Below are 21,310 nucleotides of genomic sequence, written 5' to 3'. Positions count from 1 at the left end.
ATGTTTGATAAGGAATCCCTCAAAAAACTTGAACAAGAAAAGACAAGATGGGAAAGTACAACAGTAGACAAAGTCATAAAAAAGACTCCAGAGAGGCATGAAAAATTCTACACCGGCTCCAACTTAGAAGTGGACCGCCTGTATACACCATTAGATGTACAAGAACTAGACTATATGAAAGACCTGGGTTTTCCCGGTGAATACCCTTACACCAGGGGAATTCAGCCCACAATGTATAGAGGCCGCTTCTGGACCATGAGGCAGTATGCGGGCTTTGGCACCGCTGAAGAATCCAACGAAAGATATAAATATCTCCTGTCCCAGGGACAGACAGGCTTGAGTGTGGCTTTCGACCTGCCCACCCAGATAGGCTACGACTCTGACCATCCCCTAGCTCAAGGTGAAGTGGGCAAAGTAGGCGTAGCCATCGACTCGCTGAAAGACATGGAGATACTGTTTGACGGCATACCCCTGGATCAGGTCAGCACATCCATGACCATAAACGCTCCTGCTTCGGTACTTCTTGCCATGTATATAGCTGTGGCGGAAAAACAGGGAGTGAGCGCCGACAAACTATCGGGGACCATCCAGAACGACATACTGAAAGAATACGTGGCGCGGGGCACCTATATATTCCCGCCGGAGCCATCCATGAGGCTCATCACCAACATCTTTGAATTCTGCTCCAAGCACGTGCCAAAATGGAACACCATAAGCATAAGCGGCTACCACATAAGGGAAGCGGGAGCCACGGCGGTACAGGAAGTGGCCTTCACCTTGGCCAACGGTATAGCCTACGTAGAAGCCGCAATAAAAGCTGGCCTTGACGTCGACGAATTTGCTCCGAGACTTTCCTTCTTCTTCAACGCCCACAACGACCTGCTGGAAGAAGTGGCCAAATTCAGAGCAGCGAGGAGACTGTGGGCCCGTATAATGAAAGAACGTTTCAAAGCCAAAAACCCGAAATCAATGATGCTGCGCTTCCACACCCAGACCGGTGGGTCCACCCTTACCGCTCAGCAGCCGGACAACAACATAGTAAGGGTAACCATCCAGGCTCTGGCAGCAGTGCTGGGAGGCACCCAATCGCTGCACACCAACTCAAGAGACGAAGCACTGGCTTTACCGACCGAAGAATCCGTGAGAATAGCTCTGAGGACCCAGCAGATAATAGCTTACGAAAGCGGAGTAACGGAGACAATAGATCCGCTTGCTGGTTCCTACTATGTAGAACACCTCACAAACCTCATAGAACAAAAAGCCATGGAATATATACAAAAAATCGACGAACTTGGAGGCGCCCCGAAGGCCATAGAAAAAGGCTACATCCAGCAGGAAATCCAAGACAGCGCCTACAGATACCAGCAGGAAATCGAATCGGGCCGCAGGATAGTAGTGGGAGTAAACAAATTCCAGATAGAAGAAGAACCGCCGAAGAACCTCCTAAAAGTAAATCCGGAAGTCGAAAAAATACAGAAAAAGAAACTCGAAACACTGAGGGCAACCAGGGACAACATAGCCGTCCAAAACGCACTGGAGGAACTCTCCAAAAAAGCTGCCACCGATGAAAACCTCATGCCGAGCATAATAAACTGCGTAAAGGCGTATGCCACTCTGGGTGAAATATGCGACACCCTGCGCCGGGTATTCGGCGAATACAAGGCTACCGTAACCTTTTAACGAGGGGTGAAAAAAATGCAGGAAACAAAGACGATAAGAGTATTGATAGCAAAACCGGGCCTTGACGGCCATGACCGTGGAGCAAAAGTAATAGCCAGGGCTTTGAGAGACGCGGGGATGGAAGTAATCTACACCGGACTTCGCCAGACTCCTGAACAGATAGTAGAAGCCGCCATCCAGGAAGACGTAGACGTAATAGGGCTTTCGATACTGTCCGGAGCCCACAACGTGCTCTTCCCCAGGGTAATAGAACTTTTGAGGGAAAAGGGAGCCGATGATATCCTGGTAGTTGGCGGAGGTGTAATACCCCACGATGACATTCCTTACCTGAAGGAGTGCGGCATAGCAGAGATATTTACCCCGGGCACACCTATTTCTCAAATAGTGGAGTTTATAAAAAACAATGTTAAGAAATAGTTAGGGGTGTACAATTTGGACCTGGCGGAAAAAATATTACAAAAGGATAAGAGGGCTGTAGCAAGACTCATAACCCTCATAGAGCGCGAGAACTTAGAAGCTAGAGAGGCCTTAAAAAAACTGTATAAGTACACGGGAAATTCTTTTGTCATAGGTATCACCGGACCACCCGGCGCCGGCAAGAGCAGCCTTGTCAACGAGCTAGCCAAAAAAATCCGGGAGAAGGGCAAAACGGTGGGGATAATAGCCGTCGATCCCACCAGCCCCTTCACCGGGGGCGCTTTGCTGGGCGACAGAATAAGGATGCAGGATTTAACACTGGACGAAGGTATCTTCATCAGAAGTATGGGCAGCCGCGGCTCCTTGGGCGGTATAACAAAAGCCGCCTACGACGCAGTAAAAGTGCTGGATGCTTATGGTATGGATTACGTTATAATCGAAACCGTGGGTGTAGGTCAGACGGAAATAGACATTGTGAAGCTAGCTGATACAGTCGTGCTTGTACTGGTCCCCGGCCTTGGCGACGACGTACAGGCTATAAAAGCGGGGATAATGGAAATAGCCGATATTTTTGCTGTAAACAAGTCCGACAGGGAGGGAGCCGACAGGCTGGTTCACGAAATCGAAATGATGATGGAACTTTCACAGAAAGATTTCGATTTCAGGCCTCCAATCGTCAAAACCGTTGCCGTTACCGGCGAAGGTATAGATGTCCTGGAGTGCAGGATAAGCGAGCACCTCGACTATTTATGCAAAAATGGAATTCTGGAACAAAAAAGAAAGACGAGAGTAAAGGAAGAATTCATGGAACTACTAAAAGAACATATCACCAGGCTGATACTCCAGAAGAACGAATCCAAAATAGACATGCTGGTGCGTGATATATCCAATCGGACGGTTGACCCGTATACAGCCTTAGATATCCTTACAAAAGAAATATTTTAGGAGGTAAAAATCATGAAAACCTTGAAAATCGACCACATAGGGATAGCCGTAAAAAGCATAGAAGAGGCGTCGAAAATATACACCGAACTTTTAGGGCTTGAAATGCACGGCGTGGAAGAGGTGGCGGAGCAGAAAGTAAAAGTAGCCTTCATACCGGTAGGAGAAAGCGAAGTGGAACTTCTTGAATCCACCGACCCCGAAGGCCCTATCGCACGGTTCATAGAGAAAAACGGCGAGGGGATACAGCACATAGCCTTCCGGGTGGACGATATTGAAAAAGCTCTGGAAGAGCTCAAGCAAAAGGGTGTAAGGCTAATCGATGAAAAACCCAGATACGGTGCAGGGGGAGCGAAAATCGCCTTCATCCATCCCAAAGCTACGAAAGGCGTGCTCATAGAACTTTGCGAGAGATAAAGGAGAGTGAAAGGGCAAATGGAGACCATGGAGCAAAAACTCGAGATACTGAGGAAAAAGAGAAATGAAGTCCAGCTCGGTGGCGGCGAGGGTAAGATAAAAAAACAGCACGAGAGCGGTAAACTCACCGCCCGGGAGAGGATCGAAAAACTCCTGGATGAAGGAAGCTTTGTAGAAATCGACGCTTTTGTAGAACACCGCTGCATAGAGTTTGACATGGCAGATACGAAAGCACCGGGCGAGGGAGTCGTCACCGGCTACGGCACCGTAAACGGAAGACTCGTATTTGTCTTTGCCCAGGACTTCACCGTAATAGGCGGTTCCTTAGGAGAAATGCATGCCGCAAAAATATGCAAAATAATGGACATGGCCATGAAAATGGGTGCTCCCGTCATAGGCCTCAACGACTCAGGGGGAGCCAGGATCCAGGAAGGCGTCGACGCCTTAAAAGGCTACGGCGACATATTCTACAGGAACACCATAGCATCCGGCGTCATACCCCAGATATCGGTAATTCTTGGGCCCTGCGCCGGCGGCGCCGTATATTCTCCGGCCCTCACCGACTTCATATTCATGGTGGACGGCATAAGCAAAATGTTCATAACCGGCCCCCAGGTAATAAAAGCCGTAACTGGCGAAGAAGTGAGCCCCGAAGAACTGGGTGGCGGCCTTGCTCACAACACAAAAAGCGGCGTTGCCCACTTTTTAGCGGCAAACGAAGAAGAGTGCATCGAGAGCATAAAGAAACTGCTCTCATATATACCGTCGAACAACCTGGAAGACCCACCGTATGTCGAACCCAAAGACGAAGCCTTTAAAATAATAGAAGAATTGAACAGTCTTGTGCCAGCAGACCCCAACAGACCCTACGACATGAAAGAAGTCATCAAAAAGATAGTGGACGGCGGCGACTTCTTCGAAGTGCAGCCTCACTTTGCTCAGAACATGATAACCGGCTTTGCGAGAATTAACGGCAGAAGCGTGGGTATCCTGGCCAACCAGCCCAAAGTCCTTGCAGGCTGCCTCGACATAAACGCCTCCGACAAAGCCGCAAGATTCGTGCGCTTTTGCGATGCCTTCAACGTCCCCATAATAACCTTCACCGACACTCCGGGTTATCTGCCCGGTGTAACGCAGGAGCACAACGGCATCATAAGGCACGGCGCAAAACTCCTTTACGCCTACTCCGAAGCAACCGTGCCCAAGATAACGGTGATAGTGAGGAAGGCCTACGGCGGAGCGTATATAGCCATGTGCTCCAAACACCTGGGAGCCGACCAGGTATTTGCCTGGCCTACCGCCGAAATAGCCGTAATGGGCCCTGAAGGAGCGGCCAACATCATATTCAGAAAAGAAATCGAACAGTCTAAAGATCCTGCTGCCACCAGGAAAGAGAAGATCGAAGAATACCGGAATAAATTCGCAACACCGTATCAAGCCGCCAAAAGAGGCTACATCGACGACGTAATAGAACCCTCCACAACCAGAGTAAAGCTAATAAGCGCTCTTGAAATGCTGGCGACAAAAAGAGAAAAGCGGCCCGCCAAGAAACACGGCAACATGCCCGTCTAAAAGAAAGGGGGATGAAAATGACAGAACTTACATTTACAGAATCCCTAGGTGGTGGAGTTCTCGGCGCTGGAATACCCCTCATCGCGCTATCCCTCTTTTCAGACTTCATTCGGGCCGTATTTAACAGGCCTGACAAAAATGAACCCGAAAACCTGTCAGGCCCGGCACAGGAAGAAATGGTGATTAAGGAAGAAACAGAAGAAGGCGAAGAGGAACTTGTGGCCGTCATAACGGCCGCTCTTTCGGCATACCTTCAAAAACCCGCTGACCGGATAAAAATAGGGTTAATTAGGAGAATCCATCAAACGACCCCAATCTGGGGTATGGAATCAAGGCTGAATCCAATGGAGTAAAAATCAAAAGAAAGGGGAAATACCATGAAAAAATACAGAATCTCGGTAAACGGAAAGACCTACGAAGTTGAAGTGGAAGAATTAGGGGGTGAAGAAATAAAGGCCCCTGCGGCAGCACCAGCACCTGCTCCCAAAAAAGAAGCGGTTCAGGCGCCAAAAGCCGAAGCCCCCAAAGCGGCACCAGCCCCTGCAAAGGCACCTAAAAAAGCCGCTGCTGCCGGAAAACTCACGATAGACGCCCCCATGCCCGGCACAATTCTTTCGATAAAAGCAAAACCGGGCTCGAGCGTCAAAAAAGGCCAGGTAATAATGATCCTTGAAGCTATGAAAATGGAAAACGAAATCCAAGCACCCCAGGACGGCACCATCCTTTCCATAGAAGTAAGCGAAGGGGCTTCCGTCAACACCGGTGATATTCTAGCTGTTATGGAATAAACAAACTTTTTATAATAACTCTCATTGACCACAACTTTATACTAAATACTGGATGCACGCCGTGGGTCCCAACGTGGCTGCCTTTCATAGGCTCTGCCATCGTTGCAGGCGTGCTGCTTTCGCTGTACGGGGGATAATTTCAGGCCGGTATATTAATATTTTAAGAGAGGGATCTTTTGATGACGCAAAAGCGTAGAGTCGGAATTACCGATACTATTTTAAGGGACGCGCATCAATCCCTTATAGCAACCCGGATGAAAATTGAAGAGATGCTTCCGATCGCTGAAAAACTCGATGAGGTTGGCTTTCACTCCCTGGAAGTATGGGGAGGAGCAACCTTTGACAGCTGCATCCGCTATCTTAACGAAGACCCCTGGATTAGACTTAGAAAGCTTAAGGAGAAAATCAAAAAGACGCCCCTACAGATGCTTCTACGGGGCCAGAACCTGCTGGGATACCGACATTACCCTGACGACGTAGTAGAGCTCTTTGTTAAAAAATCTGTAGAAAATGGCATAGACATAATCAGGATATTTGATGCACTGAACGATATAAGAAACATGCAAAAATCCATAGAAGTTGCAAAAAAAAGTGGCGCTCACGTCCAGGGGACAGTTGTATACACCATAAGCCCAGTGCACGATAACGATTATTTCGTTTCCCTGGCAAAAAGTCTGGTTGAAATTGGCGTTGACTCGCTCTGCATTAAAGATATGGCTGGTTTACTCACACCCTACAACGCATACGATCTGATAACCAGGTTAAAGAAAGAAATTAAAGTACCTGTGCAGCTTCACAGCCATTACACCAGCGGAATGGCGTCAATGACTTACCTCAAGGCAGTAGAAGCCGGGGTAGACATCATAGATACGGCAATATCGCCCTTCGCCATGGGAACCTCCCAACCTGCGACGGAAGCAATGGTGGCAGTTCTAAAAGACACCCCCTTTGACACCGGTCTTGATATGGAACTTTTATCGCACATAGCAGAATACTTTAAAAAGGTACGCGCGGGTTATAAAATCGACAGTGTCGTGACTATGGTCGATACCGCAGTGCTAAACTATCAAATTCCGGGTGGTATGCTGTCAAACCTTACAAGTCAGCTTAAGGAACAGAATGCCCTAGACAAACTCCCCGAGGTTTTAAGAGAGGTCCCGAGGGTAAGGGAAGACCTGGGGTATCCGCCTCTGGTAACTCCTACAAGTCAAATAGTGGGAACCCAGGCGGTTATAAACGTAATAACCGGCGAGAGATACAAAGTTGTAATAAACGAAGTAAAAAACTACGTGAAAGGACTTTACGGCAGACCACCTGCTCCCATAAAACCGGATATAAAACAAAAAATCATCGGCAATGAAGAAATAATAACATGCCGCCCGGCAGACCTTTTAGAACCCGAACTGGAAAAGGCGTATAAGGCTGTTGCTTATTATATGGAAAAAGAAGAAGATGTGCTCACCTATACATTGTTCCCACAAATTGCAATGAAATTTTTCCAGGAAAGGCAGGCGCAAAAGTACCATATAGACCAGAATCTTGCAAATGAGGATAGTAAATTTAATTATTATCCAGTATAAACCTCCGAAAGGGGGTTATTTTTTTATTTAATTTTTTTGATGAATTATTTTATGGTAGCAAGATTATACATAAAAGTAGAAATTGCAAAAAGGTGATTTTGATGAAAAAAAAGTTTAACATCATTGTTGTAATTCTGCTTTTATTTATAATATGCTCCGTTTACGGTATATATTGCTATGAAAGAAGACATAGCGATGATGTTTTGGGAGGAGTATACATCGGCCAGGTTTATGTAGGAGGTCTCTTTCGCGAGGAGGCAGAAGAGAAAGTAAAAAAATACGTTGAAGAGAACTTAAATAATACAGTTACCCTGTATTATTCAGATAAAATATGGGACCTCAACCCGAAAGAGATTATCAATGTAAAACTGGAAAAAGCTATAGATGAAGCGATTTCCGAGGGAAAGAGCGGAAATTTTATATTAAGATTTTTTAACCGTTTAAAACTGTCTAGAATACCAAAAAAAATTGACCTTGCTGCAGAAATTAAAGTTGATCCGTTTAAAGCCATTATAGAAAGGATCTCTAAAGACATAGCTCGGAAACCACAAAACGCCAGATTTAAAATAGTCGATGATATAGTAATGATTGAAAAAGAAATAGAAGGAATCCAGGTGGATACAGAAAATTTAAAACAGAAAATACTAGATGCTATTTGGAGTCAGGAGAAGAAAATACAAGTTCCTGTAATTACTATAAAACCCGAAGTAACCAGCGAAGCTCTAATGAAAATGAATATAAAAGTAGAAATGGCAAGTTTCTCCACAAAATTTGATAAAACCCAGGTAGGGAGAAGTACAAACATAAAACTGGCAGCAAAAAAGCTTGATGGTTACATAATTCCTCCAGGAGAGGTTTTTTCTTTCAACGACGCCGTAGGAGAGCGTAGCAGTAAAGAGGGTTATAAAGAAGCTCCCATTTTTTTTAATAACGAAGTTATCTCCGGCATCGGAGGAGGAGTATGTCAGCTCTCCAGCACTCTTTATAACCTGGCATTAATAACTGATCTCGAGATCGTGGAAAGATCAAATCACTCCCTGCCGGTAAATTACGTACCGCTGGGTAGGGATGCAACGGTAAATTATGGACTCATAGATTTAAAGTTCAAAAACAATACTGGAGGGTACCTGCTCCTCCATGCCGAAGTTAAAGAGGACACACTGACTGTAAAATTTTACGGAAGCAAGAAGAATGATAAAAAGATAAAAATAGTGACGGAAGTGGTAAAAAAAATACCGCCACCCGTTACAGTAAAAGAGGATTATAGCTTGGAAAAAGGCAAAATAGAGATTCAGGAAGGAAGGCCCGGTTATCAGGTTAAAGTATGGAAAATAGTCTCCCATAATGGAACTCAAGAGAAAAAGCTCTTATCGATAGATACGTACAATCCCACCGCTACCATCATGTTCGTAGGTAAAAAAGAACCTCCGGCTAAAACCGACCCCACGAAAAGCAAAGAAAGCGCGAAAACGCCCGCCGACAACCATCCGCCGTCTGAACAACCGGAAACTGTAAATCAATAAAAATTATTAACGATAACCCCGAAAGGGGTTTTTTATTTAGCATCGGATTCTAATATGTTATAATAACAATTAGGACGTGCGGAGGGTTAAAAAATGGAGAATTTAGATAGACTAAAGGCGATTTTCGGCGGTAAAGAAATTACCCTGCCACATCATATTAGAATTTTAATGTCTTTAAAAAAAGAATACGGTATATCCGAAATATCTTACGGCGAAATAATTAAAATGGTTCATGATAAAGGCGAACAATCCGCTAAAATGAGGGATTTTCTCAAAAACGAAGTCCTCAAACTGCTTTACGAGTGCGGGGAATGTCCGCTTCACCTGGCGGAATGTCACACTCAAAAGGTTCCGGGTGATGGCGATTGGAATTCTCCCTTGATGCTCATAGGCGAAGGTCCGGGATTTGAAGAGGACAAACAGGGAAAACCCTTTGTCGGCCGTGCGGGGCAGCTGCTTACAGCAATTTTAAATAAGCTTAACATCGATCGCAAAAAAGTTTACATCACCAATGTGGTAAAGTGCCGGCCACCAATGAACAGAACGCCCCAGTCAAAAGAGATTAAAGCCTGTAAAAGAATACTCGAACTGGAACTTGAATTTATAGCGCCAAAGGTTATAATAACCCTGGGATCGGTTCCTCTAAACTATTTCAAGCCGAACAGCAGCATTATGCAAAGCAGAGGGCAGTGGATATATAAAAGAGGATTCTGGATAATGCCGACCTTCCATCCTGCTTATATTCTGCGCCAGGGTGGAGAAACTCTAAAGAGAGTTAAATGGCAGGTTTGGGGTGATTTTAATAAAGCTATAGAAAAGGTTCGGGAACTTTCTGATTACAAATTCAACTAAAACGTCGCATTGTTTTGCCCATAAAAAAGGGCTATAATTAAAAAAATGAACAGTAATTTTGACCGTCCATTGGAGGGATCACATAAATGCTAAAATACCACATATTGACATGGGGCTGCCAGATGAACCTTCATGATACGGAAGTTATTTCCGGCGTACTGCAGAAAATGGGATATTGCCCGGCTGGCAATTTAAAGGAAGCCGATTTGATAATCCTCAATACCTGTTGCGTCAGGGAGAACGCGGAAAGAAAGGTATACGGTCGAATCGGCCAGTTGAAGCAGTTTAAACAGCGAAATCCCAACCTGGTGCTGGGTATATGCGGTTGTATGATTCAGCAACCGCATGTCGTAGAGTACATCACAGAACACTTCCCATACGTAGACCTCATATTCGGCATACACAACGTCCATAAATTGCCCCAGTTAATAGAAAATGCAAGGCTTGCCAATATGACGGTAATTGAAACCGGCGGCGAATCTTCGCAAATAGAGGAGGACCTCCCTGTAGAGCGGGAAGATAAGATTAAAGCCTGGGTTACTATTACCTACGGATGCAATAATTTCTGCACCTACTGTATAGTGCCTTACGTTAGAGGCAGGGAAAAAAGCAGAAATCCCGAAGACATTGTAAGAGAAGTGGAAGAACTCGCAAAGCAGGGATTCAAGGAAATAAACCTGCTGGGGCAGAACGTGAATTCTTACGGAAAGGACCTAGGTGGTGCCGTTACGTTTCCGGAACTTTTAAGACGCTTAAATGATATCGACGGGATTGAGCGAATAAGGTTTACCACATCCCATCCAAAGGACCTTTCCGACGAATTGATTTATGCAATGAGGGACTGTAAAAAGGTATGCGAACACATCCACCTGCCTGTTCAAGCCGGCAGCAACAGGATCCTAGAGGCGATGAACAGGAGATATACAAGGGAACACTATATGGAATTGGTGAAAAAACTGAGGGATGCCATATCAGATATCGCGATTTCTACCGACATTATAGTAGGTTTTCCCGGGGAAACCGAAGAGGATTTTCAGGATACGCTTGACCTCGTGAGAAGAGTTGAATATGACCAGGCTTTTATGTTCGTATATTCAAAACGCAAGGGTACCCCCGCTGCCGAAATGGAAAATCAAGTTGACGAAGACGTAAAAAAGGAAAGATTAGACCGGTTGATGCGCCTTCAGGACTCTATAAGCGCAAAAAAGAATAAAGCACTCAAAGGACAGGTCGTTGAAGTTTTGGTCGAAGGCCCAAGCCGGAACAACCCAGAGAAACTAACCGGCAGGACCCGGACAAACAAGGTTGTAAATTTTGAAGGCCCCGCCGATTTGATAGGAAAGTTGGTTGAAGTGAGAATAACCGAACCCCATACTTGGTCTCTAATAGGCGAAGTGCTGAAGTAAGTTTTTTAAGGGGGTCTTAAGGCTTTCAATGGATACTCCGATGTTAAAACAGTACAGAGAGATTAAAGAAAAGTACAAAGACTATATCGTGTTTTTCCGCCTCGGGGATTTTTACGAAATGTTTTTTGACGATGCTCACATAGCCGCCCGGGAGCTAGAGATCGCTCTAACCTCAAGGGACCCTGAAAATAGAGTGCCAATGGCCGGGGTCCCTTATCATGCAGCAGATCAGTATATATATAAGCTCATCAGCAAAGGTTACAAAGTTGTAATATGTGAGCAGGTGGAAGATCCCAAACAGGCAAAGGGAATAGTAAAACGAGAAGTCGTAAAAATCATAACCCCGGGCACCATCACGGAAATTAGCGCGCTGGAGGAAAAGAAGAATAATTATCTGGTGTGCATATACAGAGAAAATAACGATTTCGGAATAGCAGCGACGGACCTGATGACAGGTGAATTTCTAACTACTGAAATACACTGTGCTTATCCCTATCAGGAACTACTTGATGAGCTTTCAAAGCTTGAACCGCGAGAATGCCTTGTCAATGCCGGATTTTTACAAGATACGTTCCTTAATAAGGCTGTAAATACAAATTTCAATATTCTCCTCACTTTTAAAGAAAACGATTACTTTCAGGCAGAGTCAGCTAGAGAGCTTTTAATGTCTCAATTCAGCGGAAACGAGCTAGAAGACATTTTCAAAAGGCCTTTTGCCACTATTGCCTCGGGTGCATGCCTTAACTACCTTAGAGAAACCCAGAGGCTTTCTTTAAGTCACATTAACTCCATTAGGTATTACGAGAGAACCGAATACATGGCTCTAGACGTAACCTGTAGGAGGAACCTGGAACTGACCCAGTCCCTCATGGACGGTAAAAAGCAGGGGAGTTTATTATGGGTCCTTGATAAGACCGTAACGTCCATGGGGGGCAGGACCCTGAGAAAATGGATTGAACAACCTTTAATAGACATCATAAAAATAAAAGAGAGGCAGGATGCCGTAGAAGAACTGTATCAAAACTATTTTTTAAGGCAGGAACTCAGGGAGCAGCTTAAAAACCTCTATGACCTTGAAAGATTGACGGGAAAGTTGGTCTGTGGAAACCTTAACGCCAGGGACCTCCTGGCTATAAAAAACACAGTAAAGCATTTTCCGAAAATAAAGGAGTTACTGGCCGGGTGCCGGTCAAAATTACTGATAACGCTATACAATGAATTGGATCTGCTGAATGACGTGTACGAACTTTTAGAGAAAGCAATAAACGACGATCCACCCATATCAGTTAAAGAAGGAGGCATAATAAAAGACGGGTTTGACTCAGAAGTAGATAGATTAAGAAAAGCTTCCACTGAAGGTAAATCATGGATAGCCGAACTTGAAAGAAAAGAGCGGGAAAGAACCGGTATAAAATCGCTAAAAGTTGGCTATAACAAGGTTTTCGGTTATTATATTGAAATAACAAAAGCTAATTTGTCTCTGGTTCCAAAGGATTATATAAGGAAACAGACTCTAGCCAACGGAGAGAGGTTTATCACCGAAGAGTTAAAGGAATACGAATCACTCATAATGGGTGCCGAGGAAAAACTGCTGGACCTTGAATACCAGATTTTCTGCAAAATCCGGGAAGACCTGATTACCAAAATCACCAGACTGAAAAAAAGTGCTCAGGTAGTTTCGGTTCTTGATGCGCTTGTATCGTTGGCTGAGGTAGCTTCCAGCAATAATTACGTCAAACCTGAGCTCACATTAAACGACGAAATAAATATAGTGGAAGGCCGTCATCCTGTAGTCGAATTGACTTTAAAGGATGAAATGTTCATACCCAATGACACTCATATAAACTGCAGCGATTCCATGATATCGATCATAACGGGCCCTAATATGGCCGGGAAATCCACCTACATGAGGCAGGTAGCATTAATCGTACTTATGGCCCAGATAGGGAGCTTTGTACCGGCTAAAAGTGCCCAAATCGGTATTGTGGACCGTATATTTACCCGTATTGGCGCTTCAGACAACCTAGCCTCTGGACAGAGCACCTTTATGGTGGAAATGACCGAGGTGGCCAATATTTTGAAGCATGCAACTCCCAAGAGCTTGCTCATACTCGATGAGATAGGTCGAGGTACCAGCACTTACGACGGCTTGAGCATCGCTTGGGCCGTAATTGAATACATACACAAAAATATAAAGGCAAAAACCCTTTTTGCCACCCACTACCATGAAATAACCCAACTCAAAAAGCTCAAGGGAGTAAAAAACTTCAAAGTGATGGTAAAAGAGCGAGGAGAAGATATCATATTCTTGAGAAAAATCGTGCCCGGCGAGGCCGATAGAAGTTACGGTATCGAAGTGGCCAAACTTGCAGGCTTACCTAAAAGCGTAATACTGAGGGCTCAGGAAATCCTGAAGGATCTGGAACAAAATGACGGCGCAAGGGCTAGAGAACCTCAAATAGCGGCAACGAAAGATACGCCTTTCGATGATGTCCAGCTCAATATTGAGAGTTTAAAGAACGAGCAGGTTATCCGCATGATAAAGGAGCTGGATATAAATACGATAACTCCGCTGGAGGCTTTGAACTTACTCTATTCAATAAAACAAAAGATTATTTGAGGAGAAAGCTTTATGGGGAAAATAAAAGTCCTGGATGAGAATATATCCTCCAAAATAGCGGCCGGAGAAATAATAGAAAAGCCCGTATCGGTGGTGAAGGAACTTGTCGAAAACTCCATCGATGCCGGCAGCAGGCACATCTTTGTAGAAATCGAAAAAGGAGGAAAAAGTTTAATAAAGGTCATTGACGATGGTGAGGGAATGGACCCGGAAGATGTGAGGCTTGCTTTTGAAAGGCACGCTACCAGTAAGATTTCCAGCTTGGATGATATTTTCAATATTAAAACCCTGGGTTTTAGGGGTGAAGCCCTCCCCAGTATCGCGGCGGTTTCCCTGCTGACGGTCCTTACGAAAACCCACGGTTCAGTGGTTGGCACAAAATGCGTGTTAAACGGGGGAGTTATCGAAAAATTTGAGGAAGCAGCTGTGGCGGAAGGCTGTTGCGTAATCGTAAGGAATATTTTTTTCAATACCCCGGCAAGGCTTAAATTTCTTCAGTCCGATTCCAGGGAAGCATCGCTCGTAGTGGACCTTGTTACCAGGTACGCCATAGGCCACCCGGATATTTCTTTCAGACTGTCCGTGGATGGCAAAGAAGTGCTTTACACACCGGGAAACGGCAACCTGAAGGAAGTTATTGCCCGAATTTACGGCTTCAACCTGGCAAAAGATTTGATCCATATAAACAAGACCTTCGATTTCGGTCGTATAGATGGTTTTATATCTCCTCCCAAGTACACCAGAGGTAATAGGTCCTGGGAAACTTTTTTTGTCAACGGACGCCTTGTTAAAGACAGAGGACTGAGCGCTTCTCTCGAAAAGGCCTACAGAACACTGCTGCCCGGTGATAAATTTCCTATAGCCTTTATAAAAATAAGCATAGACGGTTCCCTGGTAGATGTTAATGTGCACCCCGCAAAGATAGAAATTAGATTCCAGCGAGAAAACGAAGTTCACCAGGCACTGTATGAGACGGTAAAAGAAGGCCTCTTTAGCAACACCCTGGTGCCAAAAGAAGATCTGCCGATTCCTAAAACGACTTTTCCGAAACCAAAAAACTACGATGGAGCAGTGAACGAGAATTTCTTGAAAGAAGAATATTTTACCAGAACAAGTGGAAAAATAGAAAACAAACCGGTTTTTACCGAAACAGCGGTTCCAAGCGAAACGAAAAAGCACTCCGCTCCGAACATCAAAGAAGAAAAAAAAGCACCTGAAATATATTTTTCAAGAATCCTGGGACAGCTCTTTGAAACTTATATTGTGGTCCAGGGTAACGGGGAATTTTACCTTGTAGACCAGCACGCTGCTCACGAGAGGATACTTTACGAGTATTATTCCTGCGGCATGGATTTGCCGGTAATTTCTCAGGAACTGGTTTCCCCATTTATTCTGAAACTTACCTTTGAAGAAATCAATTTTATCGAGGAAAACCGCGATTTTATAAAGAGGATGGGATTCGATATCGAGGTATTCGGAAAAGATACAGTATTGATCAGATCCGTTCCGTATTTTTTCAACAAACCGGTGGAACCCGCGTCTTTACAAGAAATAATGGATGAATTAAAAGAGAACGGGGAATTTAGACTCCGTTCCCGCGAAAAGATTCTTGCATCTATGGCCTGTCACACGGCAATCAAGGCGGGGGATACCCTTTCTCCCGATGAAATGCGGGAACTCCTGGATCAGTTAATGAGAACCCAAAACCCCTATACATGTCCCCACGGAAGGCCTACGATGATTTCCATATCGCTATATGAACTTGAAAAAAAATTCAGGAGGATAAATGGTTAAAAAACTGCTTCTCGCCATCGTAGGCCCTACTGCTGTGGGGAAAACCGAAATAGCTATCGAAGTAGCACTGAGATTGAACGGTGAAATAATATCCGCGGATTCCATGCAGATTTATAGATATATGGATATCGGCACCGCTAAACCTACCCTAAGTGAAAGAAAAGGAGTTCCCCATCATATGATTGATATTGTAGACCCTGATAAGGAATTCAGCGTAGCAGACTTCCAATCAATGGCCAAGGATTGTATCGCAGATATTCACGCACGGGGGAAGCTGCCGATACTTTCGGGTGGCACCGGCCTTTACGTTAACGCGGTCTGTTATAATTACGCATTCTGCGACTTTGAAAAGGATGAAGAACTAAGACTCCAGTTAAAAAGCGAAGCCGAAAAATACGGCAATGAATTTCTCTACGAAAAGCTCAAGCAGGTAGACCCGAAAGCTGCGGAGAAAATTCATCCCAACAACCTGAGAAGGATTATACGAGCCCTTGAAGTTTACATAAAAACGGGTGTGCCTTTTTCATATTCTGAGGAGTTGACAAAACAGCAGGAGAGCCCCTATGATCTTCTGATTTTCGGATTGACCAGGCCAAGAGAAGAGCTTTATGAAAGGATAAATAAAAGAGTATTATTGATGATTGAAAAGGGGTTTGTAGATGAAGTAAAAAGGCTCCTGGAGATGGGGTATTCCGAAGACCTCAATCCTATGCAGGGCCTTGGATACCGGCAGATTATTGACTACCTGCAAGGCCGAATAACATTGGAGGAAGCCATTTATCTGATATCCAGAGATACGCGCCGTTACGCAAAAAGGCAATATACCTGGTTCAGAAAGGATAAAAATATTATCTGGCTTGACGTATCCAGAGAAGGCGAGAGAAAAATTATAGAAAATATTGTTAAATCCGTTGAAGGAAAATTGAAAAATTCCTAGAATATAATTTAATACACATAATTTAAAAGGGGGACAAAGGATGACCAAAGTTCAAATCAATATTCAGGATGGATTTTTAAACCAAGTGAGAAAGGAAAACATTCCTGTAACTATTTATTTAGTAAACGGGTTTCAATTAAAAGGGCACGTTCGGGGTTTTGACAATTTTACCGTGGTGCTCGATTCCGAAGGCAAACAGCTGCTGATTTACAAACACGCTATATCGACCATATCTCCTCAGAGGCCTGTGGTATTTACCAGTCTTTCGACGGAGAAAAAAGCAGAAGAAGTTCAATAAAAGGCAAACTCCCAAGAAAGGTCTTGGGAGTTTTTGATTTTTGAGTCCCTAAGTCACCAGGCTGAATATAATTAATTAATGTGGAATTTTGTATGACGGGGTGTGAAACAATGATCAATTTAAAGTGCAGGGTAGAAAATCCCAACCAGGTCATTGACATGCTTGCTAAGGGAACCATAACCCCTGTTGAAGCTTTTATACTGTTTAAAGAAATCGACGAAAAGAAGTCTGAAGCTGTAAAGCCTCCAACAGAAGAGAAGATTGAAGATATTATGAAAGAGCTGGACAGCCTGGTGGGACTTACTAAGGTGAAGCAGTTAGTAAAAGAGATACAGGCCTTTGTGGAGATTCAAAAAAGAAGGCAAAAGGAACAACTTGTATCGGAGCCCCTGGTGCTTCATATGATTTTCAAAGGAAATCCGGGCACCGGAAAAACCACTGTGGCAAGGTTGTTCGGTAAAATATTTAAGCAGATGGACGTGCTCCAAAAGGGCCATCTGGTAGAGGTCGAAAGGGCGGACCTGGTAGGCGAATACATAGGCCATACAGCTCAGAAAACCAGAGAACAGATAAGACGCGCTCTGGGCGGTATACTGTTTATAGATGAAGCTTACTCTTTGGCCAGGGGAGGGGAGAAGGACTTCGGCAAAGAAGCCATCGATACCCTTGTAAAGGCGATGGAGGACCACAAAGACAACCTTATTGTTATACTCGCAGGATATAAAGACGAAATGGACTGGTTTTTAAGGACAAATCCCGGATTAAGGTCCAGATTTCCGATTCAAATAGAGTTCAGCGACTACACCATAGAAGAGTTAATGGAGATAGCAAAGATCATGGTAGAAAAAAGGCAGTACAAGTTGACTCCGGAAGCCTATGCAAAGCTTGAACGAGTTTTAAAAGGCAGCAAAAACAGTGCGTATTACGATAAAATGGGCAACGCCAGACTGGTGAGAAACCTCATAGAAAAGGCCATAAGACGACAAGCGTTGAGACTGGTAAATCAAAAACACATTTCCCGGGAGGATCTAATATACATAAAGGAAGAAGACATAGCCGAAATGGAGGAAATGTGAAAGGGATAATATCTTTAAATCCAGCATATTTTTTAGCAAGAGGGAGGTGAAGTATAATCTTGAAAAAATGCGTCATAATAGGTAAACCTATTTTATTATAAATTTTGCCGAATACCTGGGGGTAAAAAATTTGGAATTTGATTTTCTATTACCCGACGGTACAAAACTCAAGAAAAAATATACATATAAACTAGCCTTTCGGCAGCTTGTAGACGGGATTCCGCATAAAACCCTCAACCTCCAAACTGTAACAGTCGAATTGCCTGTAGGAAAGGGCAAAAAAAAAATACAGCTTATAGATACAACCGGTTTAATTGACGGCATTCATAACCGGGAGGAAGTGCGCAAAGCTATGTCACAGACCCTTTCAGCGATCCTCGATTCTGACGTCGTACTACATATTATAGACGGTTCAGCAGTAAATCGTAAAGATCTTTTAAGTTCGCCCAGTGATGTGGATTACCAGATAGCTAAATTCGCACAATCGAAAAAGGGATATGCGATCCTTGTCAATAAAATGGATTTACCTGAAGCCAAAGAAGGGCTAAAAAGTATAGAAAGGGAGTTTCACGGAAACCTCATAATTCCGATATCGGCTCTGTTTAAGAGGGGGTTTAAAGAGGTGAAAACTTTTGTTGCATATAATATCTGACCCCGTTATAAAAAAAGCGCTGGCCGTGTTTTTTACGGGTATAGTAATTAAAATGACCGACGACTTTATAGACCACGAATACGATATACTGATCGGAAGGAAAAACCTAATGGATCACCTGAAAACCGGGGTCCTTCCTTATGCAATCATAATCTTTTCTTTGGCATGCCTGCTGGAACTCAAAACCTCGATAAGCTTGTTTTACTCAAGTTTTATAATAGGCATGGTCACGAATTTAAACGCAAGAATGCCGTCAGGCCTATACGGGTATCAGGAATCGCTTTTAATGTTTTTTGCTGGAATTTTTATTCTCGGTGCTTTCGAGATGTTTTCTTCAATATTAACAATCTTAGCTATACAGCTCTGGGATGACTGGAGGGATTACAGGGAAGACTCGATTACCAGAAAGAATCTTGCGAATAAACTGGGCAGGGTAGAGTGCATTCTGCTTTCAATTATATGCTTATTAGCTGCATATTACTTGGATCCCGTAAAAGCCACTGCGGCAGCTTTTTCAACCCTATCAATTGTTTACATAATAAAATTATTGTTAATACACTGCGGGGAGGTGTCGGATAATATTTAACCAGATTCTACCGATTGTAATCCTGATACTCTCGATTTTTTTATCCGGGTACGCCATCGGAAGGAGGATCGGTAAAAAGGAGGGCTTCGAAGAAGGTGGTGCCACAAAACTTCTCAGCTTAAAAAGAGATATGATGGAACACTCTCTTTGTCCCTTATGCCTTAGAGCGTTGAACAAAGAAGATTACTGTGATAAAATGTTAGATAAAAAAGATAGGGAGCAGTGATCGGATTGCACCGTAGAATATCGGAAATGCTTAAAATTCGATATGCTATAAGCGATGAGGTTGAAACTTTGGCGAATTCCGTAATGGAAGATATAAAGCCTGAATTCGAAAAAGTAGAGAGGATAGTAGAATACAACCAGCTGAAGGTTACGGCAGCAATGATAGAAAACGACCTGTGCGATTTCCACCTCACCGATTCAACAGGATACGGGTATAACGACATAGGTCGTGATAGGATCGAAGCCATTTACAGCCATATTTTTAGAGCCGAGGACGCCCTTGTAAGACCACAGATTATCTCCGGAACCCACGCCATTACTCTTTGTCTTTTTGGCATATTAAGGCCTGGGGACGAATTGTTATGCGTTACAGGCGAGCCGTACGATACCTTAAAGGACGTTATATCTGGAGAAAATTGCGGTTCTCTTAAAGATTATAATATTTCATACTCCCAGGTTGATTTATTGGATGGAAAACCGGATTACGACGGGATCCGCAAAAAAATAAATGAAAAGACCAGAATGGTATTAATCCAGCGTTCGAGGGGCTATAGTCTGAGGCCTTCCCTTGATATAGAAAGTATAAAAGGGCTTATAAAGTACATAAAAGGAATCAAGGAAGACGTCATCTGCCTTGTCGATAACTGTTACGGTGAATTTGTGGAAAGTAGCGAACCGACGGAAGTCGGTGCAGACCTTTGCGCCGGATCCTTAATAAAAAACCCCGGCGGAGGTATTACACCTACCGGGGGGTATGTAGTTGGAAAACACGAATTGATAGAGCGGTGCGCCTACCGTCTTTTCGCACCGGGATTGGGAAAAAATTGCGGACCATCGCTGCTTTTCAACCGCTTAGCCCTTCAAGGGTTGTTTTATTCCCCGATGGTAGTGGGAGAAGCCTTGAAAGGTTCCATTTTTATCTCCAGGTTTTTTGAAATGGCAGGATTTAAAGTATACCCCGCATACAATGAAAAAAGAAGCGATATAGTCACCGCCATCGAAATGGGGAGCAGGGAATTGCTTACCTCTTTCTGTAGGGGGTTACAGAAAGTCGGCCCCGTGGACGCCCGTATCGTCCCCGAACCGTGGGATATGCCCGGTTATGACCATCAAGTTATCATGGCTTGCGGCAGCTTCATACAAGGGGCTTCGATCGAATTAAGCGCTGATGCACCCATTAGAGAACCGTATGTGGTATACGTGCAGGGAGGAATCAGCTTTTTTCACGTAAAAGTAGGAGCCATGAAAGCCTTACAAAACATGATAGACGAAGGTATTTACAGCCTAAAGTAGACTAAAATTTTCTAAAGAGGCCGATTACCTTTCCCAGGATCTTAACGTCTTTTACGATGATAGGCTCCATGTACTGGTTTTCAGGCTGCAACCTTATATGGTCTTTTTCTTTAAAAAACCTTTTTACCGTGGCCTCATCCCCCAATAGGGCCACCACAATGTCGCCGTTTTCTGCGGTACTGGTTACCTTGACAATCACATAATCACCGTCAAAAATACCTGCATCGATCATGCTGTCGCCCTGAACTTTTAACATGAATACTTCCGAGTCTGGAACCATTTCTTTTGGAAGGGAAAAAACGCCCTGGATATTTTCTTCAGCAAGCATGGGCTGGCCGGCGGTTACTTTGCCTACCAGCGGCACCGGAACTATATCCTTGCCTAAAGTTTTTTTATCCATCACGACTATAGCCCTAGGCTTTTGAGGATCCCTTGAAATATATCCTTTTTTCTCAAGTTGTACGAGGTAGGAATGAACGGTAGCGGTAGATTTTAAGTTAGTTGCAGAGCATATTTCCCGCACTGAAGGAGGATAACCTCTTTTATTTAAAAAATCGTAAATATAATCTAGTATCTGTTTCTGGCGGGGTGTTAGGCTTTCATACATTATAATTATCACTCCGTAAAATAAAATTTTAAATAATTATACCAC

The 21,310-nt window shown here is 43.9% G+C and carries 20 protein-coding genes; 19 read left to right on the top strand and 1 reads right to left on the bottom strand.

The annotated features are described in order from the left end of the window. The 19 genes from TOCE_RS05985 to TOCE_RS05895 all read left to right on the top strand — a co-directional run bounded on the left by TOCE_RS05985 (window position 1) and on the right by TOCE_RS05895 (window position 20,658). Window positions 1–1,680, top strand: coding sequence for an acyl-CoA mutase large subunit family protein (locus tag TOCE_RS05985; protein WP_013275997.1), 1,680 nt, complete (start codon window positions 1–3; stop codon window positions 1,678–1,680). A 15-nt stretch (window positions 1,681–1,695) separates the two neighbouring features. Continuing rightward, the gene (icmB, locus tag TOCE_RS05980; RefSeq protein WP_013275996.1) at window positions 1,696–2,097 is read left to right on the top strand and encodes a coenzyme B12-dependent isobutyryl CoA mutase small subunit; all 402 of its coding nucleotides are present in this window, start codon (window positions 1,696–1,698) and stop codon (window positions 2,095–2,097) included. Window positions 2,098–2,112: 15 nt separating this feature from the next. Beyond that, window positions 2,113–3,042 (top strand): methylmalonyl Co-A mutase-associated GTPase MeaB, encoded by a 930-nt coding sequence (gene meaB / locus TOCE_RS05975; RefSeq protein ID WP_013275995.1) that lies wholly within the window; start codon window positions 2,113–2,115, stop codon window positions 3,040–3,042. A 12-nt stretch (window positions 3,043–3,054) separates the two neighbouring features. Continuing rightward, a complete protein-coding gene (mce, locus tag TOCE_RS05970) occupies window positions 3,055–3,456 on the top strand; it encodes a methylmalonyl-CoA epimerase (RefSeq protein ID WP_013275994.1) in 402 nt (133 codons plus the stop codon). 18 nt (window positions 3,457–3,474) lie between these two features. Further along, window positions 3,475–5,028, top strand: a complete 1,554-nt coding sequence (locus TOCE_RS05965; RefSeq protein WP_013275993.1) for an acyl-CoA carboxylase subunit beta — start codon at window positions 3,475–3,477, stop codon at window positions 5,026–5,028. Window positions 5,029–5,039: 11 nt separating this feature from the next. Continuing rightward, window positions 5,040–5,381: an OadG family protein gene (locus TOCE_RS05960; protein ID WP_245523104.1), complete on the top strand. Its 342-nt coding sequence runs from the start codon at window positions 5,040–5,042 to the stop codon at window positions 5,379–5,381. 24 nt (window positions 5,382–5,405) lie between these two features. After that, a complete protein-coding gene (locus TOCE_RS05955) occupies window positions 5,406–5,816 on the top strand; it encodes a biotin/lipoyl-containing protein (protein ID WP_013275991.1) in 411 nt (136 codons plus the stop codon). 179 nt (window positions 5,817–5,995) lie between these two features. Continuing rightward, window positions 5,996–7,396 carry an oxaloacetate decarboxylase subunit alpha gene (locus TOCE_RS05950; protein WP_013275990.1) on the top strand — a complete coding sequence of 467 codons (1,401 nt, stop codon included), beginning with the start codon at window positions 5,996–5,998 and terminating at the stop codon, window positions 7,394–7,396. Between the two features lie 101 nt (window positions 7,397–7,497). Then, a complete protein-coding gene (locus tag TOCE_RS05945; RefSeq protein WP_013275989.1) occupies window positions 7,498–8,919 on the top strand; it encodes a VanW family protein in 1,422 nt (473 codons plus the stop codon). A 93-nt stretch (window positions 8,920–9,012) separates the two neighbouring features. Further along, the gene (locus TOCE_RS05940) at window positions 9,013–9,771 is read left to right on the top strand and encodes a uracil-DNA glycosylase (RefSeq protein WP_013275988.1); all 759 of its coding nucleotides are present in this window, start codon (window positions 9,013–9,015) and stop codon (window positions 9,769–9,771) included. Between the two features lie 86 nt (window positions 9,772–9,857). Continuing rightward, window positions 9,858–11,177 (top strand): tRNA (N6-isopentenyl adenosine(37)-C2)-methylthiotransferase MiaB, encoded by a 1,320-nt coding sequence (gene miaB / locus TOCE_RS05935; RefSeq protein WP_013275987.1) that lies wholly within the window; start codon window positions 9,858–9,860, stop codon window positions 11,175–11,177. Between the two features lie 28 nt (window positions 11,178–11,205). Beyond that, window positions 11,206–13,797 carry a DNA mismatch repair protein MutS gene (gene mutS, locus TOCE_RS05930; protein ID WP_013275986.1) on the top strand — a complete coding sequence of 864 codons (2,592 nt, stop codon included), beginning with the start codon at window positions 11,206–11,208 and terminating at the stop codon, window positions 13,795–13,797. A gap of 12 nt (window positions 13,798–13,809) precedes the next feature. Further along, window positions 13,810–15,591, top strand: coding sequence for a DNA mismatch repair endonuclease MutL (gene mutL / locus TOCE_RS05925; protein ID WP_013275985.1), 1,782 nt, complete (start codon window positions 13,810–13,812; stop codon window positions 15,589–15,591). Further along, entirely contained in the window at window positions 15,584–16,528 is a 945-nt protein-coding gene (gene miaA, locus TOCE_RS05920) for a tRNA (adenosine(37)-N6)-dimethylallyltransferase MiaA (RefSeq protein WP_013275984.1), read from the top strand. Before mutL ends, miaA begins: the two co-directional genes overlap by 8 nt. Before the next feature lie 40 nt (window positions 16,529–16,568). After that, complete coding sequence (hfq, locus tag TOCE_RS05915) at window positions 16,569–16,826, top strand: RNA chaperone Hfq (RefSeq protein ID WP_013275983.1); 258 nt, start codon at window positions 16,569–16,571, stop codon at window positions 16,824–16,826. A 110-nt stretch (window positions 16,827–16,936) separates the two neighbouring features. Beyond that, window positions 16,937–17,902, top strand: a complete 966-nt coding sequence (spoVK, locus tag TOCE_RS05910; protein ID WP_041423882.1) for a stage V sporulation protein K — start codon at window positions 16,937–16,939, stop codon at window positions 17,900–17,902. 130 nt (window positions 17,903–18,032) lie between these two features. Then, the gene (locus tag TOCE_RS05905) at window positions 18,033–18,554 is read left to right on the top strand and encodes a GTPase (protein WP_013275981.1); all 522 of its coding nucleotides are present in this window, start codon (window positions 18,033–18,035) and stop codon (window positions 18,552–18,554) included. After that, window positions 18,535–19,140, top strand: a complete 606-nt coding sequence (locus tag TOCE_RS05900; RefSeq protein ID WP_013275980.1) for a UbiA prenyltransferase family protein — start codon at window positions 18,535–18,537, stop codon at window positions 19,138–19,140. Before TOCE_RS05905 ends, TOCE_RS05900 begins: the two co-directional genes overlap by 20 nt. A 252-nt stretch (window positions 19,141–19,392) precedes the next feature. After that, entirely contained in the window at window positions 19,393–20,658 is a 1,266-nt protein-coding gene (locus TOCE_RS05895; protein ID WP_041424111.1) for a methionine gamma-lyase family protein, read from the top strand. Window position 20,659: 1 nt separating this feature from the next. Here the strand turns inward: TOCE_RS05895 and lexA are convergent, their stop codons facing one another. Then, entirely contained in the window at window positions 20,660–21,265 is a 606-nt protein-coding gene (gene lexA / locus TOCE_RS05890; protein ID WP_013275978.1) for a transcriptional repressor LexA, read from the bottom strand. Window positions 21,266–21,310 lie beyond the last annotated feature (45 nt).

This window comes from Thermosediminibacter oceani DSM 16646 (genome assembly GCF_000144645.1).
In the GTDB taxonomy this organism is placed as follows: Bacteria; Bacillota; Thermosediminibacteria; order Thermosediminibacterales; family Thermosediminibacteraceae; genus Thermosediminibacter; species Thermosediminibacter oceani.
The sequence above is the reverse complement of the archived record's forward strand: the minus strand, read 5'-3'. Positions and strand labels throughout refer to the sequence as shown.